The sequence below is a fragment of the Shewanella loihica PV-4 genome (assembly GCF_000016065.1).
GTDB lineage: Bacteria > Pseudomonadota > Gammaproteobacteria > Enterobacterales > Shewanellaceae > Shewanella > Shewanella loihica.
This window is the reverse complement of record NC_009092.1, coordinates 953451-980420: the sequence shown is the minus strand read 5'-3', so window position 1 is coordinate 980420 and position 26970 is coordinate 953451. Positions and strand designations below refer to the sequence as shown.

At 52.9% G+C, this 26970-nt stretch carries 26 protein-coding genes; 12 read left to right on the top strand and 14 right to left on the bottom strand.

What is annotated here, in order from left to right:
• Both SHEW_RS04415 and SHEW_RS04410 read right to left on the bottom strand, forming a co-directional pair.
• On the bottom strand, nucleotides 1–741 hold the full coding sequence (locus SHEW_RS04415) for a ferredoxin--NADP reductase (protein ID WP_011864664.1): 741 nt from the start codon (nucleotides 739–741) through the stop codon (nucleotides 1–3).
• Nucleotides 742–870: 129 nt separating this feature from the next.
• The gene (locus SHEW_RS04410) at nucleotides 871–1452 is read right to left on the bottom strand and encodes a DUF5610 domain-containing protein (RefSeq protein WP_041406962.1); all 582 of its coding nucleotides are present in this window, start codon (nucleotides 1450–1452) and stop codon (nucleotides 871–873) included.
• 152 nt (nucleotides 1453–1604) lie between these two features.
• Between SHEW_RS04410 and SHEW_RS04405 the strand changes: the two genes are divergently transcribed.
• Nucleotides 1605–2141, top strand: a complete 537-nt coding sequence (locus SHEW_RS04405) for a phosphoglycerate mutase family protein (RefSeq protein WP_011864662.1) — start codon at nucleotides 1605–1607, stop codon at nucleotides 2139–2141.
• A 353-nt stretch (nucleotides 2142–2494) separates the two neighbouring features.
• Here SHEW_RS04405 and SHEW_RS04400 read toward each other — a convergent pair whose 3' ends face one another.
• Complete coding sequence (locus tag SHEW_RS04400; protein ID WP_011864660.1) at nucleotides 2495–2752, bottom strand: hypothetical protein; 258 nt, start codon at nucleotides 2750–2752, stop codon at nucleotides 2495–2497.
• A 75-nt stretch (nucleotides 2753–2827) separates the two neighbouring features.
• Nucleotides 2828–4603 carry an ABCB family ABC transporter ATP-binding protein/permease gene (locus SHEW_RS04395; RefSeq protein WP_011864659.1) on the bottom strand — a complete coding sequence of 592 codons (1776 nt, stop codon included), beginning with the start codon at nucleotides 4601–4603 and terminating at the stop codon, nucleotides 2828–2830.
• A 291-nt stretch (nucleotides 4604–4894) separates the two neighbouring features.
• On the opposite strand from SHEW_RS04395, the gene SHEW_RS20660 reads away from it, so the two are divergent.
• On the top strand, nucleotides 4895–5179 hold the full coding sequence (locus SHEW_RS20660; RefSeq protein ID WP_041406420.1) for a hypothetical protein: 285 nt from the start codon (nucleotides 4895–4897) through the stop codon (nucleotides 5177–5179).
• Between the two features lie 124 nt (nucleotides 5180–5303).
• Here the strand turns inward: SHEW_RS20660 and aroG are convergent, their stop codons facing one another.
• Nucleotides 5304–6356, bottom strand: a complete 1053-nt coding sequence (aroG, locus tag SHEW_RS04385; protein WP_011864657.1) for a 3-deoxy-7-phosphoheptulonate synthase AroG — start codon at nucleotides 6354–6356, stop codon at nucleotides 5304–5306.
• 347 nt (nucleotides 6357–6703) lie between these two features.
• On the opposite strand from aroG, the gene SHEW_RS04380 reads away from it, so the two are divergent.
• Entirely contained in the window at nucleotides 6704–7531 is an 828-nt protein-coding gene (locus SHEW_RS04380) for a substrate-binding periplasmic protein (RefSeq protein WP_011864656.1), read from the top strand.
• Nucleotides 7532–7715: 184 nt separating this feature from the next.
• Here SHEW_RS04380 and SHEW_RS04375 read toward each other — a convergent pair whose 3' ends face one another.
• From SHEW_RS04375 to SHEW_RS04360, 4 genes are all read right to left on the bottom strand, one after another.
• Nucleotides 7716–8897 (bottom strand): tetratricopeptide repeat protein, encoded by a 1182-nt coding sequence (locus tag SHEW_RS04375; RefSeq protein ID WP_011864655.1) that lies wholly within the window; start codon nucleotides 8895–8897, stop codon nucleotides 7716–7718.
• A gap of 92 nt (nucleotides 8898–8989) precedes the next feature.
• The gene (locus SHEW_RS04370; protein ID WP_011864654.1) at nucleotides 8990–9316 is read right to left on the bottom strand and encodes a hypothetical protein; all 327 of its coding nucleotides are present in this window, start codon (nucleotides 9314–9316) and stop codon (nucleotides 8990–8992) included.
• A 119-nt stretch (nucleotides 9317–9435) separates the two neighbouring features.
• Nucleotides 9436–10686: an ammonium transporter AmtB gene (locus SHEW_RS04365; protein ID WP_011864653.1), complete on the bottom strand. Its 1251-nt coding sequence runs from the start codon at nucleotides 10684–10686 to the stop codon at nucleotides 9436–9438.
• Between the two features lie 12 nt (nucleotides 10687–10698).
• Nucleotides 10699–11037, bottom strand: a complete 339-nt coding sequence (locus tag SHEW_RS04360) for a P-II family nitrogen regulator (protein ID WP_011864652.1) — start codon at nucleotides 11035–11037, stop codon at nucleotides 10699–10701.
• A 252-nt stretch (nucleotides 11038–11289) separates the two neighbouring features.
• Between SHEW_RS04360 and SHEW_RS04355 the strand changes: the two genes are divergently transcribed.
• Nucleotides 11290–11832: a hydrolase gene (locus tag SHEW_RS04355; RefSeq protein WP_011864651.1), complete on the top strand. Its 543-nt coding sequence runs from the start codon at nucleotides 11290–11292 to the stop codon at nucleotides 11830–11832.
• Nucleotides 11833–11906: 74 nt separating this feature from the next.
• Here SHEW_RS04355 and nrfA read toward each other — a convergent pair whose 3' ends face one another.
• Nucleotides 11907–13307, bottom strand: a complete 1401-nt coding sequence (gene nrfA / locus SHEW_RS04350; protein WP_011864650.1) for an ammonia-forming nitrite reductase cytochrome c552 subunit — start codon at nucleotides 13305–13307, stop codon at nucleotides 11907–11909.
• Between the two features lie 247 nt (nucleotides 13308–13554).
• Between nrfA and narQ the strand changes: the two genes are divergently transcribed.
• Together narQ and SHEW_RS04340 are read left to right on the top strand one after the other, a co-directional pair.
• Nucleotides 13555–15258, top strand: a complete 1704-nt coding sequence (gene narQ, locus SHEW_RS04345; RefSeq protein WP_011864649.1) for a nitrate/nitrite two-component system sensor histidine kinase NarQ — start codon at nucleotides 13555–13557, stop codon at nucleotides 15256–15258.
• A 61-nt stretch (nucleotides 15259–15319) separates the two neighbouring features.
• The gene (locus SHEW_RS04340) at nucleotides 15320–15949 is read left to right on the top strand and encodes a response regulator (RefSeq protein WP_011864648.1); all 630 of its coding nucleotides are present in this window, start codon (nucleotides 15320–15322) and stop codon (nucleotides 15947–15949) included.
• A 91-nt stretch (nucleotides 15950–16040) separates the two neighbouring features.
• On the opposite strand, the gene SHEW_RS04335 is transcribed toward SHEW_RS04340, so the two are convergent.
• Both SHEW_RS04335 and fkpA read right to left on the bottom strand, forming a co-directional pair.
• Nucleotides 16041–16415, bottom strand: coding sequence for a YacL family protein (locus SHEW_RS04335; protein ID WP_011864647.1), 375 nt, complete (start codon nucleotides 16413–16415; stop codon nucleotides 16041–16043).
• A 192-nt stretch (nucleotides 16416–16607) separates the two neighbouring features.
• Nucleotides 16608–17375 carry an FKBP-type peptidyl-prolyl cis-trans isomerase gene (fkpA, locus tag SHEW_RS04330; protein WP_011864646.1) on the bottom strand — a complete coding sequence of 256 codons (768 nt, stop codon included), beginning with the start codon at nucleotides 17373–17375 and terminating at the stop codon, nucleotides 16608–16610.
• Between the two features lie 179 nt (nucleotides 17376–17554).
• Here fkpA and SHEW_RS04325 point away from each other — a divergent pair, with 179 nt between their 5' ends.
• The 6 genes from SHEW_RS04325 (at nucleotide 17555) to SHEW_RS04300 (ending at nucleotide 24090) form a co-directional block, all read left to right on the top strand.
• Complete coding sequence (locus tag SHEW_RS04325) at nucleotides 17555–18523, top strand: WD40 repeat domain-containing protein (protein WP_011864645.1); 969 nt, start codon at nucleotides 17555–17557, stop codon at nucleotides 18521–18523.
• A 13-nt stretch (nucleotides 18524–18536) separates the two neighbouring features.
• The gene (locus SHEW_RS04320) at nucleotides 18537–18749 is read left to right on the top strand and encodes a SlyX family protein (protein WP_011864644.1); all 213 of its coding nucleotides are present in this window, start codon (nucleotides 18537–18539) and stop codon (nucleotides 18747–18749) included.
• A 64-nt stretch (nucleotides 18750–18813) separates the two neighbouring features.
• Entirely contained in the window at nucleotides 18814–20223 is a 1410-nt protein-coding gene (locus SHEW_RS04315) for a COG3014 family protein (RefSeq protein WP_011864643.1), read from the top strand.
• 25 nt (nucleotides 20224–20248) lie between these two features.
• Nucleotides 20249–20842 carry a penicillin-binding protein activator LpoB gene (lpoB, locus tag SHEW_RS04310; RefSeq protein WP_011864642.1) on the top strand — a complete coding sequence of 198 codons (594 nt, stop codon included), beginning with the start codon at nucleotides 20249–20251 and terminating at the stop codon, nucleotides 20840–20842.
• Nucleotides 20843–21083: 241 nt separating this feature from the next.
• Nucleotides 21084–23732: an ERAP1-like C-terminal domain-containing protein gene (locus tag SHEW_RS04305; RefSeq protein WP_011864641.1), complete on the top strand. Its 2649-nt coding sequence runs from the start codon at nucleotides 21084–21086 to the stop codon at nucleotides 23730–23732.
• Between the two features lie 145 nt (nucleotides 23733–23877).
• A complete protein-coding gene (locus tag SHEW_RS04300) occupies nucleotides 23878–24090 on the top strand; it encodes a hypothetical protein (protein ID WP_011864640.1) in 213 nt (70 codons plus the stop codon).
• 82 nt (nucleotides 24091–24172) lie between these two features.
• On the opposite strand, the gene SHEW_RS04295 is transcribed toward SHEW_RS04300, so the two are convergent.
• Nucleotides 24173–24739, bottom strand: a complete 567-nt coding sequence (locus SHEW_RS04295; protein WP_011864639.1) for a phosphoribosyltransferase — start codon at nucleotides 24737–24739, stop codon at nucleotides 24173–24175.
• A gap of 262 nt (nucleotides 24740–25001) precedes the next feature.
• Nucleotides 25002–26774 carry an alkaline phosphatase D family protein gene (locus SHEW_RS04290; RefSeq protein WP_011864638.1) on the bottom strand — a complete coding sequence of 591 codons (1773 nt, stop codon included), beginning with the start codon at nucleotides 26772–26774 and terminating at the stop codon, nucleotides 25002–25004.
• Nucleotides 26775–26970 lie beyond the last annotated feature (196 nt).

Here is a 26970-nt window from a genome sequence, read left to right as displayed (position 1 = left end):
CTACCAATATTTCTCGACGGTGATCTGCCCTGGCGCGCGGCGAAGGTTCTTAGCCAGCCCGCGGGACTGCAACAGGGTATTGAGCTCCTTGATCATCTCAGGATGACCACAGATCATCACCTGTGAATTTTGCGCGCTCAGCTTGAGGCCGACCTGCTGCTCGATTACACCGCTCTCGACACCTTGGGTGATGCGGCAACTGAGCGCGCCTTCCACCGGCTCCCGGGTCACTGAGGTAACTAAGGTAAACTTTCCGGGGTATTTGGCCTCGAACGCCTTAAGCTCTTCATAATAGGCGAGATCCTCTTGATAGCGCACGCCGTAGATTAAGATCACCCGCTCAAAACGCTGCCATGGCTCGGTGGTTCTCATCATGGAGATAAAGGGGCCCACCGCGGTTCCTGTGGCAAAAAACCACATATGCTTGCCCTGGGCTGGGATCTCATCCAGCGTCATGAAGCCCGCCGCCTTGGTGGAGATATCGATGCTGTCTCCCGGGGCTAGGGCCTGCAACTTAGGCGACAGTAGACCATCGTCGACACTGACCGCCAGCACCTCCAGCAGCGACGCATCGGGCGCATTGACCAGTGAATAGGCTCTGGCGACACGTTTATCGTCAATATGCAGCGACAACTTAATGAATTGCCCGGCAATGAATTCGCCGATATCGGCCGACAGCTTCAGGGTAAATAACTGATCGCTCCAGTCAATCCGCTCTACAACCTTTGCCTCTCCCCACATATCGCCACCTCTGCTGGCACCAATCGATACTGATACTCCCATGATTCATAGATTTTCTATCCGAGTCAAGACAACAAAAAACCCCTTATCTTAAGGGGTTTATCGAAATCAAATGGGAGTCAGAAGGCCTTATTCTTGCTCTGTCTCTTGATTGAAACTGTCTCTGAATGCCTGCAGCCCTTCCTGTACTAGGGCATAGGTCTTGTCGACCCCAGCCGCAATATCGCCTTCAAGCACCTTGAGTCCGGAGAGGATATCTTTGGCCTCATCGAAACCTTGGTCAATGGCACCACCGATTATGTCCATGAAGGAGCTGAGCTGCTCATCGAAGGACATGCTGCTGTTTTGCTGCTGATGTATGGCAAAAAACTGAGTCGCAAAGCTGACGATGCGCTCGGCCGTCGCCTCGGGTGAGGTATCCACCCCTTGAGCCGCCGCCCTCTCGATGGCGTGCTCACCCATGGTTGGTGCCAGCTCTTCATTAATCGCCTCAATCGCCGCCTTATACAACAGCTGCATGGGCTCATTGCCCGCGCTCAAGTTCACCTCTTGCTGCGCTTCCAAGATCGCCGTATTCATCAGCTGTTTACTGGCCGCCAATGCCGTCTTGTTCTTGGCCACTTCGGAGACTTGTTGACCATGGTTAGTCGTCGAATCTGTCTTGTTGTGCGCCGCCGCAGATACGGCTCCGCCGTGATTTTGAATCTCCATAATCGCCTCGCTCACCAAATTAAATTAGCCCTCAGCTATTATTATCGTCCATTTTGTAAGCAACTTTAGCGCAAATGCCCAATTAATCTGTCATCGGCAATTCACACAAAGTGCGGTATGCTAACCAATTCGTTAATTAAATAAGGGTTCCCATGTTACGACTCATCAGCATTGGACTTTTCGCCCTGGTGGCTTACCTGCCAATGGCGCAGGCCAATCCAGCAATCGCCAGCAAGACGGTAATTCTGGTGCGTCATGCCGAAAAAGCCGATCAGGGACGCGACCCTAGCTTGAATGACGCGGGCAAGTTGCGAGCACAGGCATTGGTTGAAAGCTTGGGCGATACCCCACTCAGCCTGGCCATATCCACACAATTTAAGCGCACCCAGGAAACCTTAACGCCGCTTATTACCGCCAGAGGAATTCCTTTAGTTGTGATCGACGCAGGCAAGGATTTGGACAAACATATTGCGGCCATTGCCGACAAGGTCATGGCGCAGCAGGGCAATGTGATCATCGCCGGCCACTCCAATACTGTGCCACTGATCATCAAGGCACTTCGAGGACCCGAAATACCTCAATTGAGAGAGGATGAATATGACAATTTATTTATCCTTTCCCTGCCCCAAGATGGCGCAAGTAGCCTGATAAAAACCCAATATGGTGCAACTTCAGACAATACCCAATAAGGATTAGACATTAGTCTAGATAGCGCTAGCTTTATGATCTAAACTTGATTACATTAGCGATATATGGAATAGCAGCACGCGCTGACGTTAAGCGCAGCCACGGAGAATCACTGGTGAGTAATTCGTTTTTTGGAGCGGGAAATAAAAGTAAACCTTTGTCGGTTAGCTGTCAAAAATGCAACCGATTAACGGTTATTGAAGGCGAGACAATCTGCTTCAAGGGTGGAGAGATCATTAGACTGACCCCCTATGAGCCGCAAAATACCAAGCTCAGCCTCCTCTGTGACGGTTGGAAGCCGATCAACACCTCAAAAAGAGCCTAGTCCTTCTGCCAGCCAGTCTGGCGGCAAACCCTACATCATCCCCGCATAGTCATTCGCGTAGTGCTTTACTTCACGCGTAATACCTTCGATTACGGTCGAGGGCGGGATCATGGCAAGGGTCAAGCCCCGTGTCGTGACCCTCAGGTAGGAGCTCAGCTGGGCATAGACGACCACCAACTCCTCCTGTCCCAATCCCCGCTCTCTTAAGGTCGCCATGATGGCTAGCCAATCGGTATCTACGATCCGCGCCTGGCCTTCGATACTTGCATGTATAGGGATGTTTTTCATGGGAGCGCCTCCGTAGGTTTGTTATTAACAAATATTATGCAAATCAAACCTGAACGAATACTTAATCCCACACAATTAATGCTGATTTTGTACGGTCCACAATTTCTTATACAGACCATCGGCCGCCAGCAGGCTCTGATGATCGCCACGTTCAACTATCTTGCCCTGACTCAGCACCAAGATCTGGTCGGCATCCACGACCGTCGACAGCCTGTGGGCGATAACAAGACTCGTATGCCCCTTGGCCATCTCTTTGAGCGCATTGAGGATCGCCTGCTCCGAATGGCTATCCAGCGAAGAGGTCGCCTCATCGAACACCAATAGGGGCGAGCCCTTGAGGATCGCCCTGGCGATCGCCACCCTCTGTTTCTCGCCGCCGGAGAGTTTTAACCCGCGCTCACCCACCTTGGTGTGCCAGCCTTCGCTGAGTTGCGAGACGAAGTTTGACAGATGCGCCAGCTCTATCGCCGCCTTCACCTGCTCATCGCTCGCCCCCGGCAGACCATAACGAATATTCTCCATTAGGGAGTCGTTAAACAACACGGTATCTTGGGGCACTATGGCGATGGCGCTACGCAGCGCGTGTTGAGTCAGCGCCTTGGTATCATGGCCATCTATGGTGATAGTCCCCTGCTGCGTCTCATAGAAGCGAAACAACAGCTTCACTATGGTGGATTTTCCCGCGCCGCTATCCCCCACTATCGCCACCTTGTGACCGGCGGGGATCTCGAAACTCACATCGGACAAGATAGGCCTGTCACCGTAGCGAAAACTCACCCCCTCAAATTTAAGGCTCCCTTGGGCGATCTGGGGCGATGTCGCATCGGGGCCATCCTCAATCTTAGGCTGCCTGTCTAGCAAGCTAAACATGCGCTCTATGTTGGCCAGGGCGCCGCGGATCTCGCGGTAGACGAAGCCTAAAAAATTCAGAGGCATAAACAGCTGCATCATGAAGGCGTTGATCAGCACAAAGTCACCTATGGTCATAGCCCCTTGGCTCACCTGAGTCGCCGCCAGCGCCAACATCAGGGTCATCGCCAGCGAGATGATCAGCGCCTGACCGGCATTGAGCGCAAACAATGAGAGTCGATTCTTACGCTTGGCCACTTCCCAGCGCTCGAGGGCATGATCATATTGCTCAGATTCATAGGCCTCGTTGTTAAAGTACTTCACCGTCTCATAGTTAAGCAGGCTATCTATGGCGCGGGTATTGGACTGAGAATCGGCCATCGCCGCCTCCCGCACGAAGCCGGTACGCCATTCGGTGGCGAAGATGGAGAAGAGGATGTAGGCGACGACCGCGCTCAGAGTAATTAACGCAAACGCCCAGCCATAGTTATACAGCAAGATGCCCACCACCAGGCCTATCTCGAGCAGGGTCGGTACTATGTTGAATACCATGAAGCGCATCAAGAAGCTGACCCCGCTGGTACCGCGCTCGATATCCCGCGACAGTCCCCCGGTACGCCGCTCAAGATGAAATGCCAGATCCAGCCGGTGCAGATGGTCAAACACTGACAAGCCAAGACGCCTTATCGCCCGCTCGGTGACCCGGCCAAATAGTGTGTCTCTCACCTCTGAGATCACCGTATTGAGCAGGCGAAGGCTGCCGTACGCGAGCACCAGGGCGATGGGCACGGCGATCATCTGCTCGACTGAGGCCTCACTCAGGGTATCCACCAATTGCTTGAGCACGAATGGCAGGCCAACACTCGCCATTTTGGCCACCACCAGACAAGCAAGCGCCAAGATCACTCGCCCCTTAAACTCCAACAAATAGGGCCAAAGCAATTTCAGGACATGCCAGTTCAGTTTATCGATAGGACCATCAAAATAGAGCGTGGGACGCATGGCAACTCCAGCTAGCATCAAGATAAGGACGATGGCATTTAGGTGAAATTAAGATAAAAGCCATAACATACACCATCTTACCTCAGTAGGCTTACCCGCCACTAGCTCAATTATCCGCCTTTGCCAAGGGGTTAGCATTTTGCCTTAGATAAGGAGGTCAATATCAGACTTTTGGTGCAGTCCCCAGTACAAACAGGTACAACTTTTGACTGATTAAATGATGGCAAAACCAGAAAAAAGCATTATTCTTGAGAGAATAATTATCAGTTTAGTGTTTCAACGGGGTAATTATTGTTATCTCTTGCCGGAGATTTTGATAATCTCAAGATCAGCTTAAGGCAGTTCAAGCTGAGTAAAAAGCAGAGCGGGAATAACCCCAAATTTTTAAAGGAAGCCGATATGCCACAATCATCTGACGTGCAATACCCTCCATTGCCATTGGTACAAACTTGGGTATGGATGATGACAGAATCGAACAGCCCAGAAATCCAACAAAAGGGTCAAAACAATTTAATATCGTCTTTTGGCAGTCTTGCTAAAGCCAACGAATATCTGGTGAAACAACAAGCCAAATAAACAGGCCAGCAGAACGCAAAAAAGGAAGCCAATTGGCTTCCTTTTTCATTTCAGGTCGGCATTGCATCAAGCGACTGTCACTAACTCTGCAACTAACAAAACCTTGGGCAAAGCTGGCATAGCGTTAGCTGCGGCGCTCGAGCACACACCGATTCAAATTTGCCAGCAAGGTTTCGGTATCTTCCCAACCGATACAGGCATCTGTGATGCTCTGGCCGTAACACAACGGCTGCCCTTCGATATAGTCCTGACGTCCCTCAACCAGGTGACTCTCAACCATCACACCGAAAATCGCCCGCTCACCGGCGCTCACCTGGCTGGCCACATCTTCGCCCACCAGCATCTGGCGCTTAAACTGTTTGCTGCTGTTAGCATGGCTAAAATCCACCATGATATTTTGCGGCAGGTTAGCTTTAGCCAACTGCTCGCTGATCGCCTGCACGTGCTCGGCGCTATAGTTAGGCTCCTTGCCACCACGCAGAATGATGTGACAATCAGGATTGCCCTTGGTGGAGACGATCGCCGAATGGCCATACTTGGTCACCGACAGGAAATGGTGCGGCGCACTGGCGGCGCCAATAGCATCGATAGCCACCTTGATGGTGCCATCGGTACCATTCTTAAAACCGACGGGGCAAGAGAGGCCAGATGCCAGCTCTCTGTGTACCTGTGATTCTGTGGTGCGAGCACCGATAGCGCCCCAACACATGAGATCCGCCACATATTGAGGCGTGATCATATCTAAAAATTCACCCGCGGTCGGCACGCCTAACTCATTGAGATCTAATAGCAGTTTTCTAGCTGTGCGCAGGCCATCATTCAGCTTGAAGCTATTGTCCATGTAAGGGTCGTTGATCAGGCCCTTCCAGCCCACTGTGGTGCGCGGTTTCTCGAAATAGACGCGCATCACGACCTCGAGTTGATCCTTATATTGCTCGCGCAATTTGGCGAGTCTCTCACCATATTCCAGCGCCGCCTTAGGGTCGTGGATAGAACAAGGCCCGATGATCACCAACAGACGATCATCTTCTTTTTTCAGGATATTGTGAATATTCTGCCGCGCGTTAAACACTGTTGCCGATGCATTTTCGCTTGCCGGAAATCGCTCGAGGATAGCGACAGGGGGTAACAACTCTTTAATTTTATTAATGCGAACGTCATCAGTTTGATAATACATGATATTTATTTTCCACTCCGGCTCTGGATTAAATAAGGGTCTCTCTATTGCACTACTGATTTCAATTTATCCAGTATCCACAGCTATTGCAACCAAACATTAATAAAATAAAGAAGATAAAAATAACCATCTGTTATATAAGATTAAATTATTATTTTTATTTAAAACTTCCTCAGCTAAGCCTGCTAGAAAAAACAGAAGTAACAAAACAAAGTGTTAACATTTATCTGGAAATCGACCAAAAGCCTATCTATAGTAGATTATTAATGGTCATAAGAGAGTCACATTAAGGCTCTCGAAACGGCGCCGATGGCGCTACAGCCACTGTTGAGGTAACCATCCCCCCGATGAGAAGATTGCTGCTGGCATCTGGTTTTATGCTAGTTTCTAACCCACTACTGGCACAAAATGCTAACACTGAGATCTCCTTTGCGGTCAGCAACACCATACCCCCTTACTTCTTTGCTAACGGTCAAAGCGGAATTCAATATGAGCGTCTCGCCTCCGCGCTAGCCAAGCAGTCCCTATCGATCGGCCATATCTATCTGTCCCCCAATAAGCGAGCCTTTCGTCAGGTCGCCAGTGGCAATGTCGACTGCCTCATTAATGCGCCGGAAAACTTGGCGGGTCTCTACTACACCCGCAGCCTAATCAGCTACCAAAACAGCGTGTTTACCCTGGCCAGCAATAAACTGGCCATCGACTCGGTTGCCGATCTGGCCGGGATCTCTGTCATGGGGTTTCAGAACGCGACCCAATACTTAGGTAGAGACTTCTATCAGATGGCGCTCAGTAACCCACAATATGGCGAATCCAATAGTCAGAAGAGTCAGGTGATGATGCTGTTTTCCGGGCGGGTCGATGCCATCATCCTAGAGGGGCGCATCTTCGACTACTACCGCGAGCAACTCAAGTTTAGAGTCGACACACTGCAGCCAACCTCTCGCCACTCCCTATTTGCAGCGGCGCCGCGCAAGATAGCCTGCCACAGTCAGTCTATAGCACAAAAGATAGATCTGGGTATTGCGCAACTGGATAGAGAAGAAGCCGAGGAGGTGAGGAAAAGCATTCCCTCTGCGCCCGCGCCCAAACTCGAACTAGAGCTAGAGCTAGAGCCAGTGTCTAAGCCTGAGTCGGAACTTGAACCAGAAAAAATGCCTGAAGCTCTCAAGTAACCCGCTAGCTATTCATGCGGCTAACGATTCATTGAGTGAACTAATTATACGGTCATTAAACCAAGGCATACGTGCCTGTTTGCCTTGGTTTATAGAAGACTTAATCTATGAATAAACTGGTCTCTGAATAACCTTTTCTCTGAATAACCTTTTCTCTGAATAACATTTTCTCTGAATAAAAAGACTAATGAATCCCTTGATGGGACTGCATCGCCTGCAGCTTGGCCTGATAACGTCGCTGATTATATTCATCCACCGACAGCGACAGTGCCTTTTGCATGTTCAGCTTAGCCCTGCGCTCATCGCCCGTGGCCCAATAGGCCCTGGAGAGTCCAAAGTAGAACTCATGGCGATAATCGGCCTTCTCTACCGCACGTTTATACCAGGTAAGCGCCGTCTGATATTCATGCTCCGAGTAGGCTTGCTGCGCCATGTCATAGTAGTAATAGGGATTGCGGATCCTAACCAGCTCAAGGGTCTTATGCACCTTGGCCCACTCCTCTAGCCTGTCTTGACTGGCGAGTAACACCCCATAGTTAAACAGGGCGTTCATATCCTCACTGTCTCGGGATAGCGCCAGCTTATAGAGGCTTTCCGCCCTATCATCCAGCCCCTTGTAACGATAGAGGATCGCCAGGGTATTCAAGGCGGGAATAAAATCGGCCTTTAACATCAGGCTCTGTTTCAGGTAGGCATAGGCCTGGTCGTAACGTCCCTCCACCAGAGACTCTGCCGCGACATTGTTATAGAACATCGCCATGACGGTGGTTCTGTCGATTCGCCTTTTGGCATAGCCACGCATGGTACGCTCGGGCAGAAAATCTATCTGCAACGCATTTTTGTCGGCAAGGAAGGTATCACTCGTCTCTCTTGGAATTAGGCGCAGATTGATGTGACCATTCACCAGATAGAAGTCACCGGCCTTGTCCCACACGGGCGGCACTTCGACCTCTTGAAACTCGACATCGACCCCCAAGGCATCGGCAAGCGAGGCACTGAGTAACACCAACGACAGACAGTTACCGGCGCGCGCATTAAAGGTATCCGCCGGGATCTTTGTTAGATTATCTTGGTATTTGAAACCGCCTTTATCGGCGTTGATGTAGTTGGCTAGCCACAAGTTAGCGGCAATATAGTCTCGCGCCATTCGGCTGCGCTTATAATCTTGCCGCAGATCGATCGTGACCTGAGTCGGCAGCGCAAATAGCTTATCCGGCGTAACCTGAACCGCAACCGCCGCGAATTCATCGTCGGCAAAGTACTGATCGATATTAGCGAGGGTTTCCTTACCCGGGCCGCTGGCACAACCGCTCACTATGAAGAATAACAACAAGATAGCGCGCTTATACTCAATTAGCCTTTTCATATTAAACCTACGCTGATGAGGGCACCGTAAGATCTATCATAAAGTAGGCTTTTTCATTTTGCCCCACGCAAAGCGTTACAAAATATTAACAATCACTGAGATACTGGCGGATCTACCTGAATATAGAACTGCTGAGGGTCTAGGCCCTCGGTTTGATACAGATAGGGGCGATAAAAACTCGCGCCGCAACGATAGTAGGCATAGGGCGACTTAAACAGCACGCAGCCCAAGGGCAGACTCTGTAATATCTGGATCTGCTGCTGCAAACGCAGGGATTCCCGCCACTCAAAGTCCTGCTGCACCTTGTCGCGCACGGCGAAGGCGTCGAAGGGTTCGCTCGCCTTACGCACCACCACCTGACCGGCCTGCAACTGAATTGAGACCAGTAACGACAACAACACCCAGAGAGACTGCTTCATGTTAGCGCTCCTTACACCACATTTTTTTGATAGCATAATACAAAAGACAGGGTCCGCACCATGAGGTACGGACCCTGTTAATTCTACTATCAGTTTTGGTAATCTGTTTTGACTAGCCGTTAACTGGCGCTCTTGAGTGAGACAAACTCTGGGTAAGCATCGATACCGCAATCCGATGCATCCATACCGTTATACTCTTCCTCTTCGGAGACACGGATCCCCATGGTGATCTTGAGGATATACCAGGCCGCGAAGGAAACCCCGAATACCCAGGCGAAGATGACCGAGGCGCCATAGAGCTGACCCAAGACTGTCGCATCGGCATTTGACAGCGGCACCAGCATCACACCGAACAGGCCGGCAACACCGTGCACCGAAATAGCACCGACAGGATCGTCAATCTTTACTCTGTCGAACATCACGATGGAGAAGACCACCAGACCGCCGGCAACCATGCCGATAACTCCGGCCAGAGGCAGTGATGGCGACAAAGGATCTGCGGTGATAGCCACCAGGCCCGCCAAGGCGCCGTTTAAGATCATGGTCAAGTCCGCCTTACCCCATACCATCTTACAGACCACCAGGGCAGAGACGGCGCCGAAGGCGGCTGCAGAGTTGGTGTTAACGAAGATCTTCGCCACCGCCGACGCGTTCTCGGCATCAGACACCAAAAGCTGAGAGCCACCGTTAAAGCCGAACCAACCCATCCACAAGATGAACATGCCTAAGGTTGCCATCGGCAGGTTAGAACCAGGGATAGGATTCACCTGACCGTTAGGGCCATACTTACCCTTACGAGCGCCGAGTAACAAGACGCCCGAGATAGCCGCCGCAGCGCCCGCCATGTGTACTATGCCACTACCGGCGAAGTCGACAAACCCAGCCTCAGAGAGGAAACCGCCGCCCCAGGTCCAGTAGCCTTCGACAGGATAGATAACCCCAGTCATTACCACAGAGAAGATCAGGAAGGCCCACAGCTTCATACGCTCGGCAACGGCGCCAGAGACGATAGACATAGCGGTTGCCACAAACACCACCTGGAAGAAGAAATCCGATTCCAGCGCATGGTCGGCATCGCTTGCCTGAGCACCGATGAGGCTAGCAAACGATGGCAACCAGCCACCCTCGGCGTTATCCACATACATAATGTTGTAACCCACCACCAGATACATGATACAGGCGATGGAGTAGAGACAGACGTTCTTGGTTAAGATCTCTGTGGTGTTCTTGGAGCGCACCAGACCCGCTTCCAACATGGCAAACCCAGCTGCCATCCACATCACCAGCGCGCCTGAGATCAAGAAATAAAAGGTGTCGAGAGCAAACTTCAACTCAGATACTGTCGCACCTAGTGTTACTAACTCTTCCATTGGAATTCCCCCTTAAAGTGCTTCGTTATCGAGTTCGCCGGTACGGATACGGATCACCTGATCGAGATCCGTCACGAAAATCTTGCCGTCGCCTATCTTGCCCGTATGCGCCGCCGCGACGATGGACTCGATAAGGTGATCGACGTTTTCAGCCTTAGTAGCGATATCCAGTTTAACCTTAGGCAGAAAATCCACCTGGTATTCGGCGCCACGATAGAGCTCTGTATGGCCTTTCTGACGTCCGAACCCCTTCACCTCGGTCACCGTCATCCCCTCAATCCCCAACCCTGCAATGGCTTCTCGCACATCATCGAGTTTGAATGGCTTGATTATTGCGCTGATTAATTTCATTACCGCCTCCGACTCATCTTAGTATTCTTGCTGATGCCAAAGGCAATTCAATCATCAGGCCAACATTACAAAACTTTAACATTCATAAACTTAGTAATAGCGACGCCCTTCATGCTGCATATAAATGCACCAATTAGGTGCGACTATGCACCGAGCGCACAAAAATAGCGCAGTCGCCTATTCGACTTATGACGAATTGGGTGGCGAAATTATCCGGGTATGATGGAGTCATCACCCATAGAGGAGCGCCCTATGTTGCAACCACAGGAATGTGTACTCGTCATCGTCGATGTCCAGGGAAAGCTGGCCACCCTGATGCACCAGGCAGAGGAACTGGAAACCCGGCTCACCACACTGGTAAAGGCGGCTGAGCTGTTTGAGATCCCTGTCGTCTGGCTTGAGCAGCTGCCCGAAAAGCTGGGGGCCACTAGCCCGGCATTGGCCGAGCTGCTGACGCCTCATTATCAGCCTATCCCCAAGGCTCACTTTAGCGGCTGGCACGCCGAGCCCTTCAGACAGGCACTACAGCAGTATGGCAGGCCCAAGGTGTTGCTCGCCGGCATAGAGACCCACATCTGCGTCTATCAGACCTGCCGGGATCTGCTGGACAACGAATATGAGGTGCACTTGGTGACCGACGCCGTCTCCTCGCGAACCGAGGCCAATAAGCGGTTAGGCTGTGAGATGATGACCCAGCACGGCGCCCTGCTGACCAACTGCGAGTCTTTGTTGTTCGAGCTACAGGCAGAGGCCAGTGGCGACAGATTCAGGGCCCTGCTGAAACTGATAAAGTAGTAGAAAATTGAAATAGTGAAGAGATAAAAAAGCCCCGGATAACCGGGGCTTTTACTATGCAGGGGGGGGGGAAATTAGTAAGTTGCTTCGCGCTTCTTAGCTTCTGCATCCCACTTAGGCAGTACAGTCTTCTTGAACTCAGCCTTGTCGGCATTCAACTTGTTCATGTCCATACCCAATGCAGCTTGCGCCTTGGCCTTGGTAGAAACATCTGGGAAGGCGATAGGCTGCTTAACACCTTTGGTTGCTAGCAGTTGAGCTAGTTTGATGCGTGCATCACCAGCCTTATCTACCGCAGTACCTAGGATGCGTAGCGCTTCGTCAGCTGCGTGAGCCGCAACACCGTGAGAGGCAGTTGCATAGTCCCAGCGCCATTGAGCGTGACGGATATCCATTAAGATTGGCTTCATTTCAGCTTCAGTTGCACCCGCATCCCAAGCCGCTTTAGCTTCGAAGTGCGCCTTAACTAGCTGAGACTCGGCACGTGCCTTAAGGTCAGCAACCTTAACTTTGCGCTCTTTCGTCAGGTTAACCATGAACTCCTTGCTTTGAGTATGACAAGTCGCACAAGTCTCTTCGAAGCGGTCGAATGGGTTACCTACCTTGTGGTCGGTAAACTTACGGCCTTCAGCATTCTTCACCTTAGGCATATGACAGTCGGTACAAGTAACGTTGTTCTTACCGTGTACGCCTAGCTGCCAAGTTTCATAACCAGGGTGCTGTGCTTTCAGCATAGGAGTCTTAGATACGGCGTGAGTCCAGTCTTTGAACTCCATGTTGTCGTAGTAGACTTCCATCTGCTCAACAGTTGTGCCCATATCCCAAGGGAACTTAACAAAACCTTTGCGATCTTTGGTCTTCTCGAAGTAGTACTCTACGTGACACTGACCACACACCATAGACTGCTTGTCTTTCTTAGAAGCCTTGTCAAATGGCGTGCCTAGTGTTGCCATGGCGCGCTCGGCGAATGGACGAGACATACGTAGTTTAGAAGAGCCTTTCTCGTGACAGTCAGAACAACCGATAGTGTTCACGATTTCTGCGCCACCTTTGTACCACTTACCAGTGAAGTAGCCATCTTCGCCCTGCTCTTCGATCACGCGAGGCACGTCTGGGCTCTTACATGACCAACATGCCATTGGCATTGGGCCATCTTCGGCAGACTTAGGTGCACCGGTACGCAGTGTGTTACGTACGTCGGTTACCGCATACATATGACCACGAGGTGCATTATAATCTTTTGCGAAGCCGTAACCTGCCCACAACACAACCAGGCTAGGAACTTCTTCAAGCATATCGACAACTTCTTTGCTTTCGGCTGTGTCATGCCAGCTGTTGTACTGCTTAGAAAACTTGTCTTTGTAGACTTCGTTACGTGGCTCAGTCTTGTCACTTGCCATCACGCCGGTAGCCATCAGGCCAGCGGCGACCAAAGCACTCAGTGCAAAGGTTTTTGTAGTTAATGTTCTCACCATCTCATCTCCGTGTTACTTTTTATAGTAGTCTTAAAAACCACAACATCTCCAAGGCCAAAGTTAGTCCCTTAACCCCGTTAAAAATATACCCCTTATGGGGTATCCGGGTCAAAACTTGAGGCAGATCATAATGTGAATGTGTTGTTGGTCACATTTTTATCACCTTGTTAATTTTATCAGCAATTGCTAAACAAGTATCATAGTCCAAATTTCCGATTTTTCCCTATAATTTAATGAGTTCTAATACATGAAGAAAGGCAGCCTCACCTCCACCATATTAAGGTTAATGCTGGCCTTAATTTTACTTTCCAGTGGACTCGCCACCTTCGCCATAGCTAATTTGGCTTATAGCCTGGGAGACGCCAGAGCCATCAACGCCTCCGGCTCGCTGCGTATGCAGAGTTACCGTCTGATGTTCTACGCCAACTCTGGCAGCGAGGGAGCCGACGACAAAATTAGAGAGTTTGAGGCCACCCTCCACTCGGATGCACTGAAACGCTCACTCGACTGGATGACCCCAGACGATCTCGCCTCCCAATACCTGTTGGTTATCCAGAAATGGCAGGTGATGAAGCAATATATTGAAGAGGAGAACTCACGCCTCTATGTCTCCGCCCTCAAAGATTTCGTCGACACCATAGATCTCTTCGTGCTGGAAACCGAGGAGTTCGCTGCCTTCAAGCTCAAGCTGCTGGCCGCCAGCCAGATCACCGGCCTGGGGCTCATGTTACTGATCGCCTTCTTCGCCGTACGCTTTACCAAGCGTAAGGTGGTCACCCCCCTCAATCAGTTGATGGAGTCGGCCAACACCATCTCTAAGGGGGAGTTCGATGTCACCATGCCAGATAGCGAATATATTGAGCTCAGCTCGCTCAGCAACGCCCTGGCCACCAGTGCCAAAGAGCTGTCGACCCTCTATAACAACCTGGAAAATCAGGTCAAAGAGAAGACCTTCGCCCTCACCCGCGCCAACAACGAGCTCAAGCTGCTCTACGACAACCTGGTGATGCTGCACTCGGGCAAGCTGGAGATCAGTACCCTGAAACAAGCGCTGAATCAGCTCAGGGCCCACGAACCCAACAGTTTCCTGCGCCTGGTGATCGCCCAAGATGATAAAGAGAAGCTCTACATAGATGCCGACGGCGGCTGGCCCATCGCCTCGCGCAGCCAGACCCGTTTCCCATTGAAATTTGCCGACAACGAACTGGGCTATCTTGAGGTCACTGCCCTGGGTGAAATCAATCACCCCTTGTTCGAGAACTTCGCCATCATGCTGGCCCGCTCCATCGTCATCTATAACGCCGGCGAGCAGCGCCAGCAACTGGCACTGATGGAGGAGCGCGGCGTGATCGCCCGTGAGCTGCACGACTCTCTGGGTCAGCTACTCTCGTTTCTCAAGATCCAGGTCAACCTGCTCTCCAAGGGGCTGGACAGCCAGTGTCGCAGCCCTCAGGTAGAGGAGCAGCTCAAGGAGATCAACGAAGGGGTCAACACCGCCTATGTGCAGCTGCGTGAGCTGCTGTCTACCTTCCGCCTGACCATTAAAGATCCCAACCTCAATCATGCGATCGAGATGATGCTCGACCAGCTCAGGGGACAAACTACGGCCAAGATCACCCTGGAAGATAAGCTGCCTATCCAGCTGCTCGGCGCTCATCAACACATTCATGTGCTGCAGCTCACCCGTGAGGCGACCCTCAACGCCATCAAGCATGCCCAGGCGGATCATATTCATATCTGTTGTACCCGTAGCGGTAACAACGTCAAGATCAGCATCAGCGACGACGGCGTTGGCCTTGAGAAGCTCAAGGAGAGGGATCAACATTTTGGCATAGGAATCATGCATGAACGCGCAAGTCGCCTCTCGGGTGTGGTAGACTTCAGCAGCAATGAACAGGGCGGAACCACAGTCACCTTGCTTTTCCCGCCCGAACAAGAGCCGCGCCAGTAGGGATGCTGGTGAAATAAGATACTAATTTTTAAATAAAACAGACCTCAGTGGAGGCAATATAATGGGCAAACCATATTCAGTTTTGGTCGTAGACGATCATCCCCTGCTACGTCGCGGGATCTGTCAACTTATCACCTCTGACTCAGACTTCACCCTGTTTGGTGAAGCAGGCAGCGGCCTAGATGCCCTGTCGGCAATTGCCGAAAACGAACCAGATATCGTGCTACTGGACCTCAACATGAAGGGAATGACAGGGCTTGATACCCTCAATGCCTTACGTCAGGAAGGGGTCACCAGCCGCATCGTGATCCTCACGGTATCCGATGCCAAGCAGGACGTTATCCGCCTGGTCAGGGCCGGCGCCGACGGTTACCTACTGAAAGACACAGAGCCAGATCTGCTGCTGGAGAAGCTGAAGAATGCCATGCAGGGTCACAGAGTGATCTCTGAGTCGGTGGAAGACTTCATCTATGAGCTGAAAGATGGCGCCGACGAGCAGGCCTGGATAGACAACCTGACCCCGAGAGAGCTACAGATCCTCGAGCAACTGGCCGAAGGCAAGAGCAACCGGGTGATCTCAGAGCAGCTGCATATCAGCGAAGGCACGGTCAAGGTGCATGTGAAGAACCTGCTGCGCAAGGCCAACGCCAAGTCACGTACAGAGATGGCGGTACGCTACCTTAACCAGTGAGCCTAGGTGCTACGCCGGTCAAAACAGCTAAAACGTAAAAAGGCAGCCTGAGCTGCCTTTTTCTTTGCAAGATTTCCCGTGCTTTTTCTGCTTATCGGCTCTCTTCGATGAAGGCCTGCCAGCTCTTGAGCGCCGCCTCAAAATCCTCAAGGCCACAGAAAGCCTGGGACTCACCGTCATACAGGGACATGGACTCATCCAGCAAGGTGTCGTCATCCATCTCAAGGGCGTTGGCAAATACTCTGGCCTGCTCTTCATCCAGCTCGAGAGAGATGGCTTTACCGATAAAACCTTGCTCTGTCAGCTTACCCTGCTGCAATGCCTCGATAGTCGAGGCAATCTGAGCGATAAGCGCCTTATCTTCGCCCAGCTCATCGACAAACCAAAGCCCCATAATCTCATGATCCATGGTGAACTGAGCCACCAGGGTGCCGGTCAATGTGTTGCGGCGAAATTCATATTCCATAAGCTGTCTTCCCCAAGGTTACCTTGCAAATTCTAACCTAAGGCCGAGACAATGCCAGAGTTATCCGATTCCCCTTGCGCTAAGCGGCGAAAATTCCCCCTCGCTGTTCACATATGCGGTTCTCACAGTCTTTTCTTTCGGCCACAAAAAAGGGCGCCTAAGCGCCCCTTTCCAAACCTATAGCAGCATGGCTTACTTAGCCGCTGCGGCTTCTTCTGCTGCTGGCGCAGCTTTCTCGATAGAAAGCAGCTCAACTTCGAAGATCAGCGTAGAGTTAGCTGGAATGCTACCTGTGTCGCGGCTACCATAGGCCAGCTCGGCTGGGATCACGAAACGGTACTTAGAACCCACAGACATCAGCTGAACACCCTCGGTCCAACCTGGGATAACGCGGTTTAGCGGGAACTTAGCGCTCTGACCACGGGCGATAGAGCTATCGAACTCGGTGCCGTCGATCAGTGTGCCCACATAGTGCACTTCAACCGTGTCTTCGGCGCTTGGCTTGTCGCCAGTACCTTCGGTGATCACTTCATACTGCAGACCTGAATCTGTGGTCGTTACGCCTTCTTTTGCCTTGTTGGCTTCTAAGAAAGCCGCGCTCTCAGCCTTGGCTTTCTCTGCCAGTGCAGTGGCTTGCGCCTGACGCTTCTCATTTAGCTGCTCGTCTAGGCCTTGCAGTACTGTCTGCATCTCTTCTTCAGTCAGCTTAAGCTCATCGTTCAGACCATTGCTAAAGCCTTGAATGATCAGGCTACGATCGACTGGTAGACCTAGCTCTTCCTGCTCTTTGATATGACCAGACATATATTTACCGATAGACGCACCTACACTATAGGCTTGCTTCTGCGCTTGGGTCTCAAGTTTAACTTCTGCCGGTTTTGTTACTTTTTGTTCTTGGTTACAAGCAGTTAGACCAACCACCGCCAACGCGACCAGTGACATTTTATAAATGGACTTCATTAAAGCTTCCTCAGCATTTTCTTGTGGTTACAATAACCTTACTCTTCTAAGACGAACCACTTTATACTAGTTAATTAACATATACCAATTACATTGATTAAGTTTCATCAATGTCGGCTGGCGCCCTTACGCCAGGCGAAAACCTTTGAGCTAGAGACAACGCAACCAGGAACAAGTTCATGAGCAGAACCAGATTGCTACATTTTTGTACACTGATTGCTTGTACACTCCTGCTGAGCGCTTGCCAGCCTAAGCCCGAGGTGAGCAGCCTGGTCGCCGAACCCAGCTATGACGCCAGCCTCTCCCCCCAGGCCCGATATCTGTTAGTCAGCACCACCAGCAACAACCTACAGCTCTGGGACCTCAGCAAGAAAACGCTTAAATATCAGTGGCTCCACGGTAAAGCGGGCGGCACGGCGATAGCCACGGCCCTGTCGGACAACCTGAAATATGCCGCCTCCCTCAGCCGCGACTCGGTGGCCCTGTGGAACATGGACGACGGTCAACCCTTGGGATGGTGGTCCCTGCCCGCCAACGGTCAGTGTCTGGCGCTGGCCGATAACGGTACCCTGCTCATCGGCCTCACCGACGGCAGCGTCATGTCGCTCAATCACCAGACAGATACCCTGATCAAATTTCTCGGCCACAGCGAAAAGGTCAACAGCGTCGCCCTGTCCGCCGACGGCCGCTGGGCGCTGTCGGGCGGCAACGACAATAAAGTCTTCCTCTGGCAGGCCAACACGGGCCAGCCTTTGCACCAGTGGCAACTCCCCAGCCGGGTATTAGAGGTGAGCCTGAGTCAAGATGCCAGCCTGGCGTTTGCCGCCGACAGCACCAACAAGGCCGACATCTGGCAGACCCAGACAGGTAAACCTGTGTCGTCGCTTAAAATAAAACGCCGCACAATGAACTTTTCCACCGCGCGCTTTACCAAAGATAATCAGACACTGCTAACGGGCACTCCCGCCAGAGAAGTGAGCGTTTGGCGGGTAGCCGATGGAAAAATGCGCGCCAACTGGCAAGTTACCCGCACCGAGCGTGCCCAAATCAAGGGCGCCGTTGTATACTCTGTGGCTGAAACCATTAATGGGCAGATCATCAGCTTTAGCAGCAATGGCTTGCTGGAGACCTGGCCCAAGCCCGATTGATAGAGGATTTAAATTGGTGCAACTAGAACAACGAATCGAAGATCTTGAGATGAAACTGGCTTTTCAGGATGACACCATAGAGTCACTGAACCAGCAGGTGATCAGGCTCAATGACCTGCTGGCGGACCAACAGGAGAAGTTACGCCTGCTCACCAGCAAGCTCTCCCAGGTCGAACCCAGCAACATCGCCAGTCAGGCGGAAGAGACGCCACCACCTCACTATTAAATCGATGCCGCGCTGGGCGCGGAGCCATTTGACGGAACTTGCTTTACAAAGGATCTGACCCGCTATGCCACACCAAAGCAGCCCCCATAACCGAGTCTCAAGTCGATACCGCGCGGCATTTGCCGGCGCGCTCTTGTCGCTCACCCTATCGGGCTGCGCCTTTAACAGCGTGTTCATCAGCTACCCCTCTCAGTTGGCACCGGTGAAGGCCGAGCTCGGCAGGCAAGGCGATGCCGCCCTCTATCGACAGTTCGACGATGCCATCACGGGACAAGATGGGCTGCTGTACGCCCAGGAAGCGGGGCGTATCGCCCAGATCACCGGCAACTTCGAGGCCAGCAAAGCCTATTACCGGCAGGCGGTCGATGCCTACCAGAAGTTTGATGAGCAGGCGGTGATCAGCGCATCCGACCTTGGCGCCACCGCCAGCAGTTTGTTTATCAACGACAATGTGATCCCCTATCGCGGCCCAGGTTATGAGCGCATCATGCTGCACCAATATCAGGCCTTAAACTATCTCTTTAGCCGAGACAGTCAGGGGGCACTGGTGGAGGTCAGGCGCAGCAACGAGCTACAACAGAGCGAGCAGGCCAGATACCAGAAATCCCAGGCCTCGGTGCAGGCGATGGCCAACGGCACCATAGACGCCGAGGTCAATCGACTCGGGCAGGCGGCAGGCACCACCACTAGTTCCTTCCTCAACGCCTATAGTTACTACACCACAGGCCTGCTGCATGAGCTGCTAGGGGAAGAGAACGACGCCTTCATCGATTATCGCAAGGCGGCGCAGATAAGCCCTGACAACCCCTATCTGCAGCAAGATCTGGTGCGTCTGGCCAAGAAACTGGCCATGCCACAGTATGAAGAGTTTAAGCGTCGTTGGGGCGACGCCAAGCTGGCAAAGGCAGGACAGGGCCAGGTGGTGATCCTGCTCGAGCGGGGATTTGTCCCCGAGAAGCAAAGCTTTACCGTGCCGTTTCGTATCCACGGCAACTGGCAGACAGCATCCCTGGCCACCTATGCCCCGGGCAGGGTAAGCGCGCCTCAAGGGGAGATCGTCGGCCTAGGCACAGTGCTACAAACGGCGCCACTCGCCAATATCGACGCCCTGGCGATCACCGCCCTCAAGGAGGAGCTCCCCAGCGCCCTGTTTCGCCAGGCCGCGAGGATCTACGCCAAGGCAGAGATGGCCCGCAGCGTGCGCAGTGAATCTAAGCGGCGCAATGATGAGTTCGATGCCGGCGCCATCGCCATGCAGATCTTTAACGTGGTCACAGAGCAGGCCGACAGGCGTAGCTGGTTGACCCTGCCCAAGCAGGCACAGTTAGGACGGCGTTATCTGGATGCGGGCCAGTATCAAATCCGCCTGGGGCAGTCCCAGACGCAAGCGATTGACGTACAAAGCGATAAAACCACATTAATTTGGATAATTGAGACTGGTAATTTCACCCGTTTTTATTCAATAATCATCTAATCAAGACTAAGGAATCGGTATTTTTATGAAAAAATTCAACCTCATTTTTATCATCGCCGTGGCGATTGGCCTGGCGGGCTGTCAATCTAAGGTGCAGTACGGTGATGCAACTGAAGTCGAAACCGTTAATGAAAACTTCGGTTCTACGGATCTTCAGGCGATCACTGCCAAGATGGTCGACAGCATGCTGAGCTTCCCGCCAGTGGTCGCCATGACAGCCAAAGATCGTCCCGTCATCTTCGTCGACAAGATTAAGAACAAGACCTCAGAGCATATCGACACCGAATCGGTTACCGACTCCATCAGCAACAAGCTGCTGCGCTCAGGTAAGTTCCGCTTCATCGACATGACTAAGGTCGACACGGTACGCAAGCAACTGGATTATCAAAACAATGCCGGCATGGTCGACCCATCGACCGCCATCAACTTCGGCCGTCAGATCGGTGCTCAGTATATGCTGTACGGCAACCTGTCGAGCATAGTTAAGCAAGATGGCAGCACTAAGGATGTCTACTACAAGATGACCATGCGCCTGATGGATCTGGAAACCGGCCTGATCGAATGGTCTGACGAGAAAGAGATCCGCAAGACCAAGTCGAAGTCTTTCCTCGGCATGTAAGCCAGCAGTTCCTATAAAAAACCAGCCCAAGGCTGGTTTTTTTATCTCTTGTCATCGGCGAGCAATCGCCTAAAGCAGGCGAAGAGACAGAATTTTTGTCGATAAATTCTACTGCCGAGCGGTAGAGTCGGGTAGAATGTGGCGGCCCTTGGCACTCATTCGTGATGCGGCTGTTTACCCGCCCCTTGACTGCCAGCCAAACCGACAAGCCCTCGAGCCTATAGAATAAGAAGGACCCATTTTGAGACTGTTTTCCCTGTGCGCTAGCCTCCTCCTCTGCCTCCTTATCGGCGCATGTCAAAGCACCTCCCCCGGCAGCAACCAGCGCAGCGAAAAGTCCCTCGGCATCAGCGCCAGTGTCGCCAAGCAGCGTGCCAGCAGAGTTAGTCAGGTCAGCTACCAGCTGCACCTCGACCTTACCCAGGCGAGACGCTTCAAGGGCGAGGCGCAGATCCAGTTTCAGTTAGCCGATACCCAGCAGGCCTTGAGCCTAGATCTGGAGCAGGCGCTCATCAGTCAACTTGTCATCAACGGCCAGAAACTTTACCCCAACTATGATGGCCACACTCTGGTGATCCCGGCCAGCCTGTTACAGGGCGGCGCCAACCTGATAAAGGTGGACTTTAGCAGTCCCTACAGCCATGAAGACCAAGGGCTTATCGAGTTTATCGACCCCAAGGATGGTCTTCGCTATCTCTACAGCCATTTCCTGCCCTCCAGCGCCCAGACCCTGGCGCCGCAGTTTGATCAGCCAGATCTCAGGGCCAGCTATCGGCTGAGCGTGTTGGCACCCAGCGACTGGCAAGTCGCCAGCGCGGCCAAGGTGCAGAGCCATCAGCCAATGGGCGAGAGCCATCAGGCATTAGATGAGAGCCGTCAGACTGTGGGCGAGAACCATCAGCCAGCAGGCGAAAACAGTCTTTGGCAGTTTATGCAGAGCGAGCCGGTCAGCCCCCATAACTTCTCCCTGCTCGCGGGGCCTTATCAAACCTGGCAGAGTGAGGCCGAGGGCATAGCGCTGCTGCTGTTCGCCCGTCAGTCCCAGGCAGAATCAATCGATGCCGAGACCTGGCTGTCACAAACCCAGCAGGCCCTTAGCCATTATCAGCAGCGTCTTGGCAGCAAGTACCCCTTCGGTCACTACACCCAGGCAATCGTGCCTCACCTGCCGAGTGAGTTTCGCGCCAGTCAGGCTCAGACCGCCTTCGATGAGCGAAACCTGCCCCAGGGCACACCTCGCCGTGAGATCCTGCGGGCATTGGCCGAGCAGTGGCTGGGCAATCTGGTCACCCTCAAGTGGTGGGATCAGCTCTGGCTCAATCAGAGTCTGGCCTATCTGGTTGCCGACGACGGCGAGGCCCAGCTGTTTGGCCAGACTCAGGCCGATGAGCAACAGAGTTTTATCCGCAGCCCAGAGCAGGTGGAGCAGCAGATCGCCAACAGCCTGGAGCTGTTTTCGCAAGATCCCCTGCCGAGTCAAAACAAGGCGATCGCCCAACTTAATCAGCTGAAATTTATGCTGGGCGATACCAACTTCTATCAGGGCATTGGCAATTATCTCGAGCGCTTTGCCCTGCAAAATGCCGACCTGAATGACTTTATTTCGAGCCTAGAGCAGGTTACCAAACAGCCCCTGAGCCAATGGAGCCAGGCGGCCTTTAAGCGCGCCGGCGTTACCCGCCTTGAGGCAGAGTTCAGCTGCGCAGGCGATCGCATATCGCGCTTTGACCTCAAACAACATAACGGCGATCTGGCTAGCACACAGAGGGTCAAGCTAGGTCTGTTTACCCTGGGGCGACATGGCCTGCACAAGAATCTGGTGAGCGAAGTCAATTACCAGGGCGCGAGCACCGAGGTCAAGCGCCTCAAAGGAGTGCGCTGTCCCGACTTGGTGTTTAGCAACTATCAGAACAAGGCCTACGTCAGGGTCAAGCTGGACAAGGCCTCTCTCGAGACGGCCCTCTTGCACCTTGGCAGCCTGGAAGAATCCGATCTCAGACGCATGCTGTGGCAATCCCTGTGGGAGTCTGTGCTGGCGGGCGAACTGCCCCTGCCCCGCTTTATCGGCAGCACCCTGGTGAACCTGCCAGCTGAAACCGATCCCCAGGTGCTGGTCAGTGCTCAAGACCAGCTTAAACAGGCCAAGGCCCTGCTGGAGCAGATGAGTCCCAATCAGCAGCGCTATAGCCGTCAGGCCCTCAACGCCATCGCCCAGATGAGCCTGCGCCTGACCATCAGCAACAAGGCTGATCCCGCGCTGCAATCTCTGTGGTTCGACAACTACCTGCATTTTGCCGTCAGTCATCAAGCCAAGAGTCACCTTGCTGCGCTGCTCGATGAGAGAGAGTCACTGCCCGGCATCACGCTCACGCCAGAGCGCCGCTGGCAGATAATCACCCACCTTAATCGCTATGACTATCCAGGCAGTGAACGCCTGCTGCTCAAGGAGAAACAGAAGGATACTTCGCCCGAGGGGCAAGCGGCGGCGCTCGGCGCCCTGGTGGCCCGTCCCAGCGCCAAGGAGAAACGCCAGTGGTTCGAGCGAATCCAGGCTCACAGCAAGGAGAGCGATCCTCAGCTGCTGGAGAAATTAACTCAGGTGATGCGCCACCTCTACCCCAGCGAGCAGAAGGCCCCGAGTCAGGCCAGCGCCGAGCAGCGTCTGGCAGAACTTGCCGAGGTGGACAAACGCAACAGCCAGGCATTCATGCAGAGCTACACGGCTAACCTGCTGCCCAGAAGCTGCAGTTACGCCAGCCTGCTCAGGCTGCAGGCACTGCTCGATAAACCAGAGGGCTATAGCCCAACGACCCTGAGAGGCATCAATCGGACCATAGCCGCCGAGCAAGAATGTATCCGGGTGCAAGAGGCGATGCAGCCAAATCCCTAATATAGGTAGATCGAGTCAGCCCCTCGTAAGCAGCATAGATAAAACAGGATAAGGGCCTGGTAGCGAAACATTTTTGGGTTATAGTGAGATAACAGACATTGGGACGTCTAGGTCTACAGGCCCTAGCATAAACAGGAGCAAGCCCATGGGCATTTTTCAACTCGCCGCCATCGCCATCATAGGCGCATTCGCATTCGCCGCCTTTAAGGAACACAACAGGCGACAGGCCAGTGTAGACAACAGTGAAATTGATGCACTTAAGGCCGAGATAGATAAACTCAAATCCCGCATCGCCACCCTGGAGAAGATAGTCACAGACAAGGCCTATCAGCTGGGTGACGAGATAGACAAGCTATAACCAGGCTAGAGCAAGAATTAGCAGCATAAAAAATGCCACCCTAGAGTGGCATTTTTTATGTTACTAATCATGGCTTAACGCGTTACACGAAAAGCTCTTTGATGTTCTTCAGATCGCCCTTACCGTTGGCGATCTCCTCTGGCGACAGGCCAGAAACTTCGTGTGGGAACACCAACCAGTCTTCAGACTCGTGGATGAAGTAGTCCGGCTTCAAAGATACCGCGGTATTCTTCGGCTTGTAGTAAGGGCAGGCAATACGCACGTCGGTTGGCATATTGAGGCGCATCAGCTCCGCCAGCTTCTCTTTCAGGGCGTGGATGCTGCGGCCAGAGTCGAACACATCGTCGACAATCAGCAGGCCGTCATCGGCGTTAGCGTTCTCTACGATATAGTGCAGGCCATGCACCTTGATCTGCTTGCTCTGCTTATCAGTGCCAATGCCATAGTAAGAGGAGGTACGCACGGCGATATGGTCCGTCTCGACCTTCTTGAAATCGAAATATTCCTGGACCGCAATCCCTATCGGAGCACCGCCACGCCATATGCCGACAATAAACTGTGGTCTAAAACCGCTCTCATAAACTTGCGCCGCTAGGCGAAAAGAATCTTCCAGCAATTCCTGTGCGGTAATAAAGTGTTTCTCAGACATCAGGCCGTCCCCATCTTGTTCTATTTGGTCTTTGAGAGGGAGGAAGGTAATCCATCGATTAGGCTTCGCCCCAAATCCAGCGTAGCACAAGGGGCGCGTATTGAACTTCAACACGACGACAATCGACGCTGCGGGATTTGGAGCTGAATTTTATACTAAAAAATTCCCCCATGCAGAACTAAATAACGAAACTTGGACGGAGGATGCACTTTTAAAGGTAAAAAAGCCGCCTCGAGGGCGGCTTTGTCGGCTTAAATTTGGCTTATGCCGCAGTGATCTTAGGCTCACCCGCCATGGTCATCGCCGCGTAATGCTTCTCAGTCGCCTCGCTGAACTCGCTGTCGAGAATGGTATCGACAAAGTGCCAGTCGCTGCGCACCGCCTCAGAGGTGAAGGTCAGCACCATGAAACCGCGATCCCTTAAGTTGGTGTACTTGAGGCCATCGACCAGGTCGACGACGCCGGCCTCGGTCACGCTCTGCTGGTCGGCGGGAATGCCGAGGTAATACTCGAGTCCAGGAGAGGATACCGAGCTGGTCGCATACTCTACGCCCACCAGGTCCCCATGGCTGTCCTTAAGCTCGTTGGCCCAGGCGTTATGGGTATCACCGGCGATCACCACCAGGTTAGCGCCCTTCTGCTTGGCCGTTGCCAGGATCACCTCACGCTCATAGGCGTAGCCATCCCAGGCATCCAGGTTGTAGGGGATAGAAGGCAGTTGCAGCAGCGCCATCACCTCAGGCGTCAACTTGTACTGGTTACCTATGAGGAAGCTGTATTCCTGTGGCGTCAGGGTCGGATCATTGGCCGCCGCACGGGCCGCCAGCTGCGCCAACGCGCCTAGCTCGGCATATTCATAGACAGAGAGCTTCTGCATGGCGATCGCGGCCGGCAGCATCATGGTGCCCATCAATATCTGTTGTCCCAGCACCTGCCACTTACCCGTGGCGCCCAGCAGGCTGGCCTGCAACCACTGTAGCTGCTCGGCCCCCAGCAAAGTCCGCTCTGTGCTGGTGACATCCGCCATGAAGCGGGCACTGTCCATGGCACCTGTGGTGGCATCGACATAGTCGGCGTAGTCCAGCTGCTTGTCACGAGCCAGTACGCGAGTGTCTAGCATGTGCAGGTCGACCAGATCGCCGAAGCTGAATGAGCGATAAATTTCCTCGTGGTTGCCCTCGCGCCATGGACGGATAGGCAGCCATTCGAAATAGGCTTGCAGGGCGCCCATCTTACGGGCCTCGAAGTCGCCCTCACCCTCGTTGTGGTTTTCGGCGCCGCCAGACCAGGTGTCGTTTGCCACCTCATGGTCATCCCAAACTGTGATGAAAGGCACTTTGGCATGCAGGGTCTGTAGAGACTCGTCGCTGCGGTATTGACCGTAACGGGTGCGATAGTCTGACAGGGTAAAGAGTTCACCGGCAGGCAGTACTTCACGACCAAGCTCGGCAGCATGTTCGCTGGCATAACCGCCGCGGCCATACTCATAGATGTAGTCACCCAGGTGCACCACGGCGTCCAGCCCTTCCTGCTGACCCGCCAGCTCATAGACGTTGAAGTAACCGGCTGGGAAGTTGGCGCAAGACATCACCGCCAGCTTGACCTGCTCGACGGCACCTTCTGGCAGCGTCTTGGTCATGCCGACACTTGAGACCTGCTCACCCGACATGAAGCGATAATAATAAGCGGTACCCGAATCCAGGCCGATGGCATCGACCTTCACTGTGTAATCGCGATCGGCGTTAGTGGTGGTCTCGCCGTTTGAGATCATCTGGGTAAAATTGGCGTCGGAAGCTATCTCCCAACCCACCTTGACATCACCGTCGGTGTCAGGGGTTACTCGAGTCCAGAGGATCACTGCGCTGGGGGTAGGGTCACCACTGGCGATACCGTGTAGAAATTGAACCTTAGGGGCGGTTTCTTGCTTATCGTCGTCACTGCTTGAACAGCCCATCAGGCCATAGGAGACAACGGCGGCACCCACACCCTTGGCCGACATGGCCAGAAAATCCCTGCGAGAATAATTGGTTTTCATTGTTATTCCTTTATTTGAGCCGGTTATCCCTTGTGCCCTCGGTTCACACCATGTGAAGCTGAAAACGCGTACTGCGAAAGATAACTGACCTTGTTATTGTTATTCCTGGTAAGAGGTCTAATGACTCTAATTATCAATTAACAATATTGCAAAATTATTATGATCACGGCAACCGCTAGTTTCGACTAAGGGCCAC